The sequence below is a fragment of the Edaphobacter sp. genome (genome assembly GCF_028283685.1).
GTDB lineage: Bacteria > Acidobacteriota > Terriglobia > Terriglobales > Acidobacteriaceae > Edaphobacter.
The window spans coordinates 543,095-555,358 of sequence record NZ_JAPWKF010000006.1 but is presented as its reverse complement, the minus strand read 5'-3'; the positions used below and the strand labels follow the sequence as shown (position 1 = coordinate 555,358).

At 61.1% G+C, this 12,264-nt stretch carries 10 protein-coding genes and 4 tRNA genes; 9 read left to right on the top strand and 5 right to left on the bottom strand.

Annotated features, from left to right (window positions below; all coding sequences use genetic code 11):
- Nucleotides 1-4: 4 nt before the first annotated feature.
- Together PW789_RS10940 and PW789_RS10935 are read right to left on the bottom strand one after the other, a co-directional pair.
- A tRNA-Pro gene (locus PW789_RS10940) sits at nucleotides 5-81 on the bottom strand.
- Nucleotides 82-119: 38 nt separating this feature from the next.
- Nucleotides 120-659 carry a DUF4112 domain-containing protein gene (locus PW789_RS10935; RefSeq protein ID WP_299375725.1) on the bottom strand — a complete coding sequence of 180 codons (540 nt, stop codon included), beginning with the start codon at nucleotides 657-659 and terminating at the stop codon, nucleotides 120-122.
- A 67-nt stretch (nucleotides 660-726) separates the two neighbouring features.
- Between PW789_RS10935 and PW789_RS10930 the strand changes: the two genes are divergently transcribed.
- The 5 genes from PW789_RS10930 to PW789_RS10910 all read left to right on the top strand — a co-directional run bounded on the left by PW789_RS10930 (nucleotide 727) and on the right by PW789_RS10910 (nucleotide 3,612).
- Nucleotides 727-801 (top strand) — tRNA-His (locus tag PW789_RS10930).
- Nucleotides 802-848: 47 nt separating this feature from the next.
- On the top strand, nucleotides 849-1,646 hold the full coding sequence (locus tag PW789_RS10925) for a DUF72 domain-containing protein (RefSeq protein ID WP_299375722.1): 798 nt from the start codon (nucleotides 849-851) through the stop codon (nucleotides 1,644-1,646).
- Nucleotides 1,647-2,696 (top strand): alpha/beta fold hydrolase, encoded by a 1,050-nt coding sequence (locus PW789_RS10920; protein ID WP_299375719.1) that lies wholly within the window; start codon nucleotides 1,647-1,649, stop codon nucleotides 2,694-2,696.
- 70 nt (nucleotides 2,697-2,766) lie between these two features.
- Nucleotides 2,767-3,360 carry a hypothetical protein gene (locus PW789_RS10915; RefSeq protein WP_299375716.1) on the top strand — a complete coding sequence of 198 codons (594 nt, stop codon included), beginning with the start codon at nucleotides 2,767-2,769 and terminating at the stop codon, nucleotides 3,358-3,360.
- A gap of 175 nt (nucleotides 3,361-3,535) precedes the next feature.
- Nucleotides 3,536-3,612: transfer RNA gene (locus tag PW789_RS10910), tRNA-Arg, on the top strand.
- Between the two features lie 504 nt (nucleotides 3,613-4,116).
- Here the strand turns inward: PW789_RS10910 and PW789_RS10905 are convergent.
- A complete protein-coding gene (locus tag PW789_RS10905) occupies nucleotides 4,117-5,370 on the bottom strand; it encodes an MFS transporter (protein ID WP_299375713.1) in 1,254 nt (417 codons plus the stop codon).
- Nucleotides 5,371-5,480: 110 nt separating this feature from the next.
- Here PW789_RS10905 and PW789_RS10900 point away from each other — a divergent pair, with 110 nt between their 5' ends.
- Nucleotides 5,481-6,635: an acyl-CoA dehydrogenase gene (locus PW789_RS10900; RefSeq protein WP_299375710.1), complete on the top strand. Its 1,155-nt coding sequence runs from the start codon at nucleotides 5,481-5,483 to the stop codon at nucleotides 6,633-6,635.
- A 33-nt stretch (nucleotides 6,636-6,668) separates the two neighbouring features.
- On the opposite strand, the gene PW789_RS10895 is transcribed toward PW789_RS10900, so the two are convergent.
- On the bottom strand, nucleotides 6,669-7,598 hold the full coding sequence (locus PW789_RS10895; protein ID WP_299375706.1) for a tetratricopeptide repeat protein: 930 nt from the start codon (nucleotides 7,596-7,598) through the stop codon (nucleotides 6,669-6,671).
- A gap of 272 nt (nucleotides 7,599-7,870) precedes the next feature.
- Here PW789_RS10895 and PW789_RS10890 point away from each other — a divergent pair, with 272 nt between their 5' ends.
- The 3 genes from PW789_RS10890 to PW789_RS10880 are packed head-to-tail and all read left to right on the top strand — an operon-like array spanning nucleotide 7,871 to nucleotide 11,293.
- The gene (locus PW789_RS10890) at nucleotides 7,871-9,304 is read left to right on the top strand and encodes a sensor histidine kinase (protein ID WP_299375703.1); all 1,434 of its coding nucleotides are present in this window, start codon (nucleotides 7,871-7,873) and stop codon (nucleotides 9,302-9,304) included.
- 4 nt (nucleotides 9,305-9,308) lie between these two features.
- Complete coding sequence (locus PW789_RS10885) at nucleotides 9,309-9,734, top strand: response regulator (protein ID WP_299375700.1); 426 nt, start codon at nucleotides 9,309-9,311, stop codon at nucleotides 9,732-9,734.
- Nucleotides 9,716-11,293: a hybrid sensor histidine kinase/response regulator gene (locus PW789_RS10880; protein WP_299375697.1), complete on the top strand. Its 1,578-nt coding sequence runs from the start codon at nucleotides 9,716-9,718 to the stop codon at nucleotides 11,291-11,293. Before PW789_RS10885 ends, PW789_RS10880 begins: the two co-directional genes overlap by 19 nt.
- A gap of 767 nt (nucleotides 11,294-12,060) precedes the next feature.
- On the opposite strand, the gene PW789_RS10875 is transcribed toward PW789_RS10880, so the two are convergent.
- Nucleotides 12,061-12,136, bottom strand: a tRNA-Thr gene (locus tag PW789_RS10875).
- Between the last annotated feature and the right edge of the window lie 128 nt (nucleotides 12,137-12,264).

Genomic DNA, 12,264 nt, shown 5'->3' with positions numbered 1-12,264 from the left:
TAGATGGTCGGGGCGGAGGGATTCGAACCCCCGGCCCTCTGCTCCCAAAGCAGATGCGCTACCAGGCTGCGCTACGCCCCGACTTACCTCAGTTTACCGTATCGCGCTGCATCCACTGCTTAAATCCACGTCTTGAAGTGAACACTGACGCCGAACAGCTGATGGAAGATGCCATTAGCCAGCCAAGCGACGATCAACATGGGAATGAGCATGATGAAAAACATCACCAGGCAGAGGCAACCGAGAAAGATCCAGCTCTGGATGGTGTGCTTGCGTGGGTTCTCCAGGCTTCCTGCCAGCAGAGCGTAGTTCCGCCGGTTGGCACGCCAGGCGATGTCGAACATATCGCCCACGATGGGGATGGAACCGAAGATGACCTCGATGCCGACGTTCGCCACCATGCGCGCCACCGTGACGTAGGGGACGCCGCGCATCCACGCCGCGAGGATGATGATGCACGAGGCGATGCCCCCCAGCACGTCGCCGAAGCCCGGAATCAGGCCCATAATCCCGTCCAACCCGAAGCGGATCGAGGTGCCGGGGATCTGAATGAAGTCATCCAGAATGTGCGAGAGGATGTCGAGGTTTTCGTCATCAAACAGCCCTTTGGCCCGCTTGATGCGTGGAGAGAGGATCTCGGGCTGAGCTTGAGGCTGCATTCGTCGGTCTCCGTCGGGATAAAATCGCCGCCGACCCCGGTTATGATGCTACAATTTAACTAATACGGCGGCTATAGTTCAGTGGCAGAACGCCGCTCTGTGGCAGCGGATGTCGTGGGTTCGAACCCCACTAGCCGCCCCAATTATCCTTCAAGACTCTCACAGAGCATGATTCAGCGGAGCCTGTTTGTGCCTCGCGCTCTCCAAGCCGCACTTCCCCCCTCAGACACAGCAGCTACTGTAGCCTCGGCCCAAATTTTTGCCGGAACATCGGGCTGGGCCTATCCCACGTGGAAGCCCGTCTTCTACCCCGATGGTCTGCCCCAGAGACGCTTCCTGGAGTACTACGCGACGCAGCTGAGTTCGGTCGAGGTGAACTACACCTTCCGTGCCCTGCCGACGCAGACAATGCTCGACAACTGGCTTGCCGCCACAACCCATTTCTTTCGCTTCAGCTTCAAGGCGCCGCAACGCATCACGCACATCAAGCGGCTAGCCAACTGCGAGGCGGACGTCGCCTTCTTCTGCTCCGTGCTGAACTCCGTCCACCAGGCCGGCAGGCTTGGGCTGCTTCTCTTCCAGCTGCCGCCGAACATGAAGGCGGAACCGGCCCGGCTCGCAACCTTCCTCTCCGCGCCTGCGCTGCGTTCCGATGACGCACCGCGCATCGCCTTCGAGTTCCGCAACGAGTCCTGGTTCAGAGAAGAGACCTACGCCATCCTCCGCGAGCACAACGCCGCGCTCTGCGTCGCCGAGAGTGACGATCTGCGCACGCCCGAGGTTCATACCGCAACGACGCACACCAGCTTCCGCCTGCGCCGCAGCGAAGCTTACACCCCGGAGGAGCTTGCCGCCTTCGCGAAGCGTTTCCTCGCCCTCGCCGCCACGCGCGAGACCTACCTTTACTTCAAGCACGAAGACGAGCCGACCGGCGCCCTGAACGCGACCGCTCTGCTGTCGGAGATCAACAAGGCCCTGCACAACTGAATGTCGACCGCTCTCGAGACCATCGCCAACCACGTGGCCCATGCGGCCGAGTTTGTGCCGCGCCGTTTCTTCTCCAACGGCCACCTGCAGACCATCCTCGGCAACTTTCTGCCGCGAACGAACTCGCTGCCTCCGGCGGAGACCGTGCTGGTCGAGGTCTCTCCGGCTCTCGCCGGGCAGATGGCAAGCCGCGTGCGCTGCGACTGCCACTGGCAGCCTGCAGAGGTCCGCGCCTCGCGTCCCACCGCCATCATCGTGCACGGCCTCGAAGGCTCGTCGAATTCGCAGTACGTCGTCGGGAATGCCAATAAGCTGTGGAACGCAGGCGGCAACGTCATCCGCATGAACATGCGCAACTGCGGCGGCACCGAGGCGCTGTCTCCCACGCTCTATCACTCCGGGCTCTCGAACGACGTAGGCGCGGTCATGCGTCACTTCATCGCGGAGCATCGCCTTGAGAGCATCGCCCTGATTGGTTATTCGATGGGCGGCAACCTGGTGCTCAAGCTGGCGGGCGATCTCGGCTCCTCTGCCCCCAGGGAACTGCGCTCGGTGATCGGCATCTCCCCCGCCATCGACCTCGGCCCCTCAGCCGACGCCCTGCACGCCCCGCAAAACCGTCTCTACGAGATGAAGTTTCTCCGCGCCCTGCTGGCGCGCTACCGCCGCAAGGTCGCGCTCTTTCCTCGCGCCTACGATCCCGCCCGCGCCGACGGCGTCGGTTCCATTCGTGACTTCGACGAACAGATCACGGCCTTCTACTCCGGCTTCACCGGCGCCGACGACTACTACTTCCGCGCCGCGAGCGCTCGCGTGCTCGACCGCATCTCCGTGCCGACGCTGATCGTCAACGCGGCAGACGACCCCTTCGTCCGCCTGCTTCCCCAGAGCCGCGAAAAGATCGCGGCCAATCCGATGATCACCTTCATCGAGAGCCGCAGCGGCGGTCACTGCGCCTTTCTTGCGCGCCCCGACAAGACAAACGGGTACGACGGCTACTGGGCCGAACATACGCTGCTGCGCTTTCTGCTGAACGAGGCCGAGGGCTAAACCGCGTCCAGCGTCCTCTCCTCCGCGCACCAATCCACATGGAAAGCGGATGACTCGCTAGAATAAAGAGATGCTCTCTGATTGGACCGTTGAATGTGGGGTCGACGATCCTGTACTCGTCGTGCCGTGGTCTGACCCGGACAATCCCGGCCGGCACTTCCTCGATCTGCGTGAGAATCCTTATGATCTCGACTGGCTCGAAGAGGCGACGCAGCATCCACCGCTGCTGCATGCCCTGCGCGCGCTGAATGCGCCACGCTCGCCGGTCTTCACCGCCAAGTGCGATGTCTGGACGCTGCCGGTCGAAGAGATCGAAAACCTTCGCTTCGATCTCGACCTCATTCCAGAGGACACGGCGGTCGGCCTCGGCAGCTACATCGACCTGATCTGGCGCGAACGCTCCATCTTCGTCTCCTTCCACCACCACGAGCAGATCATGCAGCGCATTCAACGCATGGCGATCCCGCTCTCACACAGCTACGCGACGCTCGAGTGCGTTCTGCGCCCTGCGCTGGTCGATCTCTCCACGCCGCAGGAGGGATTCACCATCAGCATCTACGTCAAGGCTCTGGGCCACAACGCCGAAGCAGCCGAGCAGCACTGGGGCGTGGCTCTCAATGAAGCCGCCACGCTGCTGCGCAGCCGCGCCTTTGTCACCTCCTAGAGCGCGAAACCACCCGCGAGACACCTCTCAATGTGGCGGGTGGCAGCCAGCTTGTTGCCGGCAATAAAAGCGTCTGGCACCTGTCGATAAGTCACTTCCGGGGAGCTTTTCAGCCCTCATTTAGAATGGATGCTGGGCGGCTTGGGGTAACATCGAGCTACCCTTCACCAGGTGCGGGCGAGTAGCTCAATTGGATAGAGCACGAGCCTTCTAAGCTCGGGGTTGTGGGTTCGATCCCCGCCTCGCCCACCACACCAACTCAGGGCGCCCTTTTACATCTCAAGCGATAAGCCGTCCATCCCACGCCCCCACGACGGCCATTCTTCCTGGGACGCAATAAACGACCTGCATTTCGCATTCGTTTCCTAAACTGATATCCCCCAGGATGTCGCACGACTTAAGTACCCAAGACAATCTCTAAGTCGTGCTGTTAGTTTGATCAGCGGAATAAACCCTCCCCAAGGCGCTCGAACTGCTATGCCATTTCCGACCTACCCGTGCCCCAATTGCCACACCAGCCCCGATCCGTTTACGTCGTTCGCATCGTAAAGGTTGGGAAAAGCTGCTGAAGTTCATCAACTATGCCGCGTATGCCTGCCGTACGTGCAAGCACCGCGTTTACAGCCGCACACCGAATGCTGGCTTTTCCCGTGCCTCGAAGAAGAGAAAGCGATCGCAGGCTGGATAAGATCACTTTTTTGTCTGCCTTGAAGATCTGGTCAACACCCCTTTTGGGGTTGCGGCCTCGAAACTGCTTCAGGCTTCCATCAGTTCATCTTCCGGCATCGCGGGATAGGGATTGCCGACGCCGCGCACGCCGAAGGCATGGCGCAACGCGGCCAGCACAATCAGTCCGACGGCAAAGCCGCAGACGCCGTTCCAGCGCCAGCGCGTCCAGGCGATGGTAGACAACGCCGAGCCGATCGCCGCTCCCGTGAAGTAGACCGTCATGTAGACCGTATTCAGACGGCTGCGCGCACTGGGATCGAGCCCGAAGATTCTCGTCTGGTTCGCCACCTGGCACATCTGCGCCCCCACATCGAGCACGACCACGCCTACCGCCAGCGCAATCATGTGCCACGTCGTCGAGATCGTCAGCCTCTCCTGCGCCCACAGCCATATATAGGAGACCGCCAGCAGCAGCATGCCCATCGAGATCACCCAGCGTGAACCGTGACGATCGGCCAGCCGCCCGGAGAGTGGAGCGACCATCGCACCCGCGGCTCCCACCAGGCCGAACATGCCCGCCACGCCAGCGCCCAGGTGATAGTGGCTCTCCAGCAGAAAGGCCAGCGTCGTCCAGAAGCAGCTGAAGGAGGCGAAGACCAGAGCGCCGATCTGGCTCGACTCGCGCAGCAGAGGATGCGTGCGATAGAGCGTCCATAGCGAACGCATCGCCTCACCGTAGCTGAGCTTCTGCTTCGGCGGCAGCTTCGGCATCATGCGCCACAGCAGAGGGACGAAGACGGCATTCATGATCGCCGCCACGACGAAGACCGACTTCCAGCCGGAGAGATTGCTGACCCAGCCGGCAAAGGTCCGCGCCAGCAGGATGCCCAGCAGAAGTCCGGTCATCACGGTGCCGATGGCCGCGCCACGCTTCTCGTGCTCCACCAGGTCGGGAGCGATGGGCAGCGCAACGTGCGTCACCGAGGCCAGCGCGCCAATCACAACCGATCCTGCCAGCATCCATCCCAGCGTGGGAGCGAACGACACCAGCAACAGGCCGACGGCCACCGCCGCATACATCCGCATCATCAGGGCGCGGCGCTCCAGCAGGTCGCCCAGCGGAACAAAGCACAGAAGCCCCACCGCGTAGCCTACCTGCGTCGCCACCGCCACAAAGCCCGTATGTCCGGCATCGGCGTGGTAGGTACGACCAATCTCTTCCAGCAGCGGCTGGTTGTAATACATCGTCGAAACACCGACGGCGCACGTCACCCCAAGAAAGGGCAGCAGTGCTCGCGAAGCTGGTTTTGCGGTCTCTGTCATCGGGGTTTGATCTGCCATTCCAGTGTAAAACCTCTTCCCCCAAATGCTTACAGCCATTCCTTTCTATTCAGCCATTCAGGGCCGGTGCTAGACTCGCTTCTTTCGGCGCCCCTGCGAGGTGAAACCGCATGTCCCAGAAGTATTCCCCTGCTCTCACACAGCTGAGCGATGAGGAGCAGCTCTTTCGCGATACAGTCCGGCGCTTCGCCACCACAGAGATCACACCACTCGTGCGGCAGATGGATGAGTCACAGCAGATGTCCACCGCCATCCTGCGGCATCTCTTTCAGCTGGGCCTGATGGGCATCGAGATCCCCGAAACCTACGGCGGCTCCGAGGGCAGCTTCTTCGACGCCATCCTCGCCGTCGAAGAGCTCTCTGCCGTCGATCCCTCGGTCGGCGTGCTCGTCGACGTGCAGAACACCCTCTGCATCAACGCCCTGCGCCGCTGGGCCAGTGAAGAACAGAAGAAGGCCTACCTGCCCCGGCTCGCCGCCGACACCATCGGCGCCTATGCGCTCTCCGAAGCAGCCTCCGGCTCCGACGCCTTCGCCCTGGAGACCCGCGCCGTCAAAGTCGACGACACCTGGGTGCTCAACGGGCAGAAGCTGTGGATCACCAATGCCAAAGAGGCAGGCCTCTTTATCGTCTTCGCTACCATCGATCGCGCCGTCGGCTACAAGGGCATCACCGCCTTCCTCGTCGAGAAGGACACACCCGGCTTCGCGCTCGGCCGCAAGGAAGACAAACTCGGCATCCGCGCCTCCTCCACCTGCGAGCTGATCTTCCGTGATTGCGTGGTACCTGCATCGCAGCTGCTGGGCGAGCCCGGCAAGGGCTACAAGATCGCCATCGAGACGCTCAACGAAGGCCGCATCGGCATCGGCGCGCAGATGCTGGGTCTCGCACAGGGAGCATGGAATCATGCCGCACGCTGGGCCAGGGAGCGCAGACAGTTCGGCCGCCCCATCGCCGACTTCCAGGCCATGCAGTTCCAGCTGGCCGGGATGGCCACCGAGATCGAGGCAGCGCGCCTGCTGGTCTATAACGCTGCGCGTCTCAAGGACGCGGGGCAGGAGTTTCTAAAAGAGGCGGCGATGGCCAAGTACTTCGCCTCGCAGGTCGCCGAACGCGTGGCCTCGCTCGCGGTCGAGATCTACGGCGGCTCCGGCTTTGTGAAGGACTATCCGGTGGAGAAGCTGTACCGCGACGCAAAGATCGGCAAGATCTACGAAGGCACCAGCTTCATGCAGCTACAAACCATCGCCAAGCTGACTCTCTAATGATGAAGGACTCAGCCCGCTGTTAAGGAAAGCTCAGCCAGCGCGAACCAGACGGCCGCGTCTGCTGACGATCGAAAGCTTCTCGGCCTTCATAATCTTCCGCGCCTGGTCACGAGCATGGTCCGCCCATGGTCCCACCGGGTCCAGACGGACGTAAGTAAGCCAGTGGCGTAACGCCTTGCGCCGCTGCCCCTGCCGCTCGTATGCCAGCGCGAGATTGTAGTGCGCGTCCGCATACTGCGGAACCAGGGCTACCGCCTTCTGGTAGGCGATCGTCGCCTCCTCCAGCTGCTGCATCTCGTCGAGCACATTGCCGAGATCGAAGAAGGCCAGCGCATAGTCAGGATCGGCGTGCGTTGCGCGGCGATACAGGCTCTCCGCCTCCGCATACTGCCGCATGTTGTAGTGGATGGTGCCGAGGTTGATCAGCGCCGGAGCATGAGCCGGGGACACCGCGAGGATAACCTCGTAAAGCTCGGTAGCATGCGCCACCGTCGCCGGATTCTCTTCCATCTGCACGGCGCGGAGAAACATCTCCTGCAGCTCCGCCGTTCGTTGCTGCGCGGCGTGCTTTTCATCACACGCGGGAACGATCTCCAGCCGTGCTCCTGCCGGAGCGGCGAAGTCGAAGGCCAGCTGCTGCGTCAGCGGATCGAGCAGCGCTCCCATATGCCGGAACGCCAGGCGCGATCCCTGCCGCACCGCCGAGGCTTCGAGCAGAGGATTCCGCATACCCACCGCACGCTGCATCGCCTCCACCGAGGCGCGAATGCTGGTCGACGAGATGCGGGTGCGCGCCTTCGCTGCGCTCGACTGCAGATCACGCAGCGTCCGCAGCTGCCCGAGCTCTTCGAAGGAGTACTGTTCTGTGGGGGTAATCAGCCCTGCCCGCTCCCACGACACAATCTGTCGCGTCTGCAGGTGGAGAATTCGAAGTACATCCTGACGGCTATATCGGGTCACGTCGTGTCTCGCTGGGCACCGTCTCACAAGCTGAATCTGTTTGGAGTATGCGCGGGCGAACCTCATCAATCAAGAGCCTTTGCGGCTTCTCCGTTAAATTTCCGTGGATATCGTGTACCAAATTGGATTCTGCTGTGCTTTTTGCAGAGCGCAGTCGCCAACGAACGTGCCGGACAGCAACACCTGGGCCATCTCAAGCCATACAGCCAGATTGCCGTCTGCTAGGCTATCCCTACCTTTTTAAAGAAAGTGGGATCTCGAACCAATTGCAGATGAAGCGCCCGCAGAGCCGCCTCCTGATCCCGTCGCTGTTGCTTCTTGCGGCTGTCGTCGTTGCCCTGAATGCATGGTTTGGCTTCCGCGCCATCCAATCTCTCTACGAGAGCGAGTACTGGGTCTCCTACACCTGGCAGGCCATCACCCGCGTCGAGAGCATCATGAGCCTCGCCAAGGATGCCGAGACCGGCAATCGCGGCTTCCTGCTCACAAGCGACGACAAGTATCTCCAGCCCTACCGCGACGCCCGGCGCCAGCTGCCCGCCGAGCTGGATGACTTCGCCAAGCTGACGGCGGACAATCCCACACAGCACAATAACCTCATCGAGATGCGCGCCGTCATTGAGCAGCGCCTCGATCTGCTGCAGCAGGGCATCGACCTCCATAACAGCGACAGCAAATCCGACGTTGTCCGCGCGCTCGTGCTCAGCGGCACCGGCAAGGCAGAGATGGATCATCTGCGGAGAATCGCCGACGACATGGAGCGCGAGGAACGGAGGCTACTGGCGGTTCGCACGCAGTCCGCGAACGACAACAACCGGAAGGCGCATTACATGATCGCGCTGGCCAGCCTGCTCGATCTCCTCTTCATCGCGTTTATGTTCCGCTACTTCACCAACGAGCGGAATCTGCGTCTCGCCGCCGAACAAAACGCGGATCACCTCGCGATCGCCCAGGCTGAGGCCGAATCGCGCGCCGAAGAGGTCCGCGAGCTGAACTCCGGCCTCGAAGAGCGGGTGCGCCAGCGCACCAACGAACTCGAGGCTATCAACCGCGAGCTGGAGGCCTTCAGCTACTCGGTCTCGCATGACCTGCGGGCACCGCTGCGCACCATCGACGGCTTCTCGCTCGCTCTGAAGGAGGACTACGAGGACATCGTCGACGCGACAGGAAAGGACTACATCCAGCGCGTGCGCACAGGCGTGCAGCGCATGGGGCTGCTGATCGACGCCCTGCTGCAGCTCTCCCGCATCACCCGCGCCGATCTGACCCGGGAGCCCTTCAATATCAGCGACGTGGCCCAGTCCGTCGCCAGCGCGCTCCGTGAAGAAAATCCGGGGCGCGACATGTCCATCGAGGTAGAGCCAGGCCTCATGGCCGACGGCGACACCCGCCTGGCCAGAGTGGCTCTGGAAAACCTCCTCGGCAACGCCGTCAAGTTCACCTCGCGACGCGAAAAGGCGCAGATCGTCTTCGGTTGGGATAAGGAGCAGAAGGCATGGTTTGTGCGCGATAACGGCGCCGGATTCGACATGTACTACGCCAATAAGCTGTTCAACGCCTTCAACCGGCTGCACGGCGACAAGGACTTCAAAGGCTCAGGCATCGGCCTCGCCACCGTCGCCCGCGTCATCCATCGCCATCACGGAAAAATATGGGGGAACGGCGTTGTGGACGAGGGCGCGACCTTCTGGTTTACGTTAGGATAACGAGATGACCGACAGCACAAAGCTCATTCTCCTGGTAGAGGATGATCCCGATCACGAGCTCCTCACCATTCGTGCGCTGAAGAAGTCGAACATCGCCAATGAGGTTCGTGTCGCGCGCGACGGCGAAGAGGCGATCGAGCTGCTCTTCGGCGAAAACCCCATCAATCCCCAGGTCATCCTGCTCGATCTCAAGCTTCCCAAGGTCGACGGCCTGGAAGTGCTGCGGCGCATTCGCACGGGCGAGACAACCCGGCTCCTGCCGGTGGTCGTCCTCACCTCCTCCGACGAGGAGCGCGACGTGGTCCGCAGCTATCAGCTGGGCGTCAACAGCTATATCCGCAAGCCTGTCAACTTCACCGACTTCGCAGAAGCCACGCGTCAGCTTGGCATGTACTGGCTGGTCCTGAACGAATGTGCGCCGCTCGGCTAGAGCCTACCGAAATCCGGGTTCTTCTCGTTGAAGACAATCCAGATGACGCGTTTCTGCTTGAGCGCCATCTGACGCGAAACGGCTTTCGCCCCACGCTGATACGCGTAGAGACGGAAGCCGAGATGCTTCGCGAGCTGCAAGCCACTCCCCGGCCCGAACTGATCCTCGCCGACTATCACCTTCCCAACTTCAGCGGACCGCAGGCGCTCCAGATTCTGCGCGCTACCGGCTTCGATATTCCGTTCATCATGCTCTCGGGCGCCGTCTCCGAGGAGACCGCCGTTGAGGCGATGCGCTCCGGCGCGCAGGACTACGTCTCCAAACAGAATCTGCTACGGCTGATTCCCGCCATCCACCGCGAGCTCAAAGAGGTCGCGGCGCGGCACAACCGGCTCGCCGCCGAACGCGCCCTGATCGCCAGCGAAGCCCGTTTCGCTTCTCTCGTCGAGGTCCTGCCGCTCGGCCTGCTCATCATCGACGCCGCCGGCAACACACTGTATGCGAATAAGGCGGTCGAACGCCTGCTCGGCTACACCGTCACCGATCTCACCTCAGGCGACGTGCCGCTGTCCGGCCTCTCCGCTTCGCTCGAAAGCATGCGCGACCACCTGCTGCTGCACTCCGTCTCAGCCTCCCCCGCAGAGATCACCTGCCTCAGCAGCGATGGTCGATCCGTCGAGACATTGGCCGCCGTGTCGCTGCTCAATCCGGATGCCGCCCCCGCTGAGCGCCAGATCGCCGTGTCGCTCGCCGACCTGACCTTTCAGAAGCAGAGCGAAGAAGCCATCCGCCGCACGGAAAAGCTGGCCGTCGCCGGACGACTGGCCGCCTCCATCTCGCACGAGATCAACAATCCGCTTGAGGCTGTCATCAACTGCCTCTACCTGCTGGGACTCTCCGAGCTAACCCCCGACGCCAGAAACTACCTCGACCTGGCGCAGAAGGAGCTGAACCGCGTCAGTCAGATCACCGTGCAGACGCTGCGCTTCTACCGCTCCTCCACGCGCGTCGGTCGCGCCGACGTCCACGAACTGATCGATAGCGTACTCACTCTCATGGAGGGGCGCATTCGCCAGGCCGACATAAGCGTTCGGCTGGAACTGAAGGCGGCACCAACGCTCTCCGGCCACGAGGGCGAGATCCGCCAGGTGATCGTCAACCTCATCAGCAACGCCATCGACGCTCTCAGCCACGGCGGTGTCCTGGTTGTCCGCACCCGCTCCATCAACGATCCCATCTCCGGCGTCAGGGGAATCGCCCTGACGATCGCCGACAACGGCACGGGAATCGTCAGGGCAACGCAGAAGCGGATCTTCGAGCCCTTCTTCTCAACCAAGGGCATCACCGGTACCGGCCTCGGTCTGTGGATCTCGCGTGAGTTGCTCAGCAAGCATCGCGGCAGAATCACGGTCTGCTCCCGTATCAGGACCAGCGAGTGTCCCGGCGGATCGGTCTTCCGCGTCTTCCTGCCCTCCGAGAGCAGCGTCTCCGATGGAGACCAGCGCCACAAAGCAATCGACGGCATGCCCGGCCTCTCGCGCACCTCGCCCGGGGCGTAATAGACCTTCGCTGAATAAGAGATCAGAGATGGGCGGTTCCTGCCCGCCAGAACACGCAATACACTCAATCCATTTACATCGAAACGCCCGGTCAGGTTGCCTCGCTCAGATTCGACGGTGTGCAGTGCATGTATATGTAGAGCGGTACTTTGCGCGAGCAGTAGTAATTTTCACAGGGTGGGAATTGGTGGGAACTCCTGGAGGGAATCAGAGCAGCACATCTCGTGGCCTCAGCATCCTAAAACACTGGAGCTGTAAGCGGTCCGCGTCGAACGTACCCAGGAGGAAATGGCGAAGGACATAAGAGGCTCGATCTTACTCGACCAGTCGATTGGTGTTCTTCATGACCAAATTTGAAACGCAATGTTATCGAGATACCGAGATTTACGGGCAAAGGAATGAAACAAAAGCGTACAGCTGGTTTTTTTCTCAGAGCTTCGTGATGATCATCTCGCCCTTATCCTTTGCTCTTATAGCCTTTCTAAGCATTTTTACCGGTTGCTAGAAATAGCACCGCATTCGCGTGCGGCTCTTCAACTCAGCAGGTCAAAGAAACACTTTCTGAGGAGATGCCATGCCCGCAACAGAGACTCAACTGTCGCCCCGCTATCCAAATTTGGGCCGTGGCATTTTTGTGGCGTGAGCACTGCATTCCAATGCGTCGTAGTGAAAAGTTGTAGCCATCCGAACAGCACCATCCGCACGAGCGATCGCTGATGAAACCTATGGTTTTGTTAGGAATTTGGAGCTTTTCGCGTGGGAAGGACTGGAGCCGATGAGCGGATTTGAACCGCTGACCTACTGATTACGAATCAGTTGCTCTACCAGCTGAGCTACATCGGCCTGGATCTGGAACCTCTGACCGGACCACCCGCCCTGCCAGGAGAATACTCCAATGCTCCATCTCCAATGGTACCGGGAATGCTATTTTGGCGCAACGGTCTGAAGCCTTATTTGCGTTCCCAAACTGA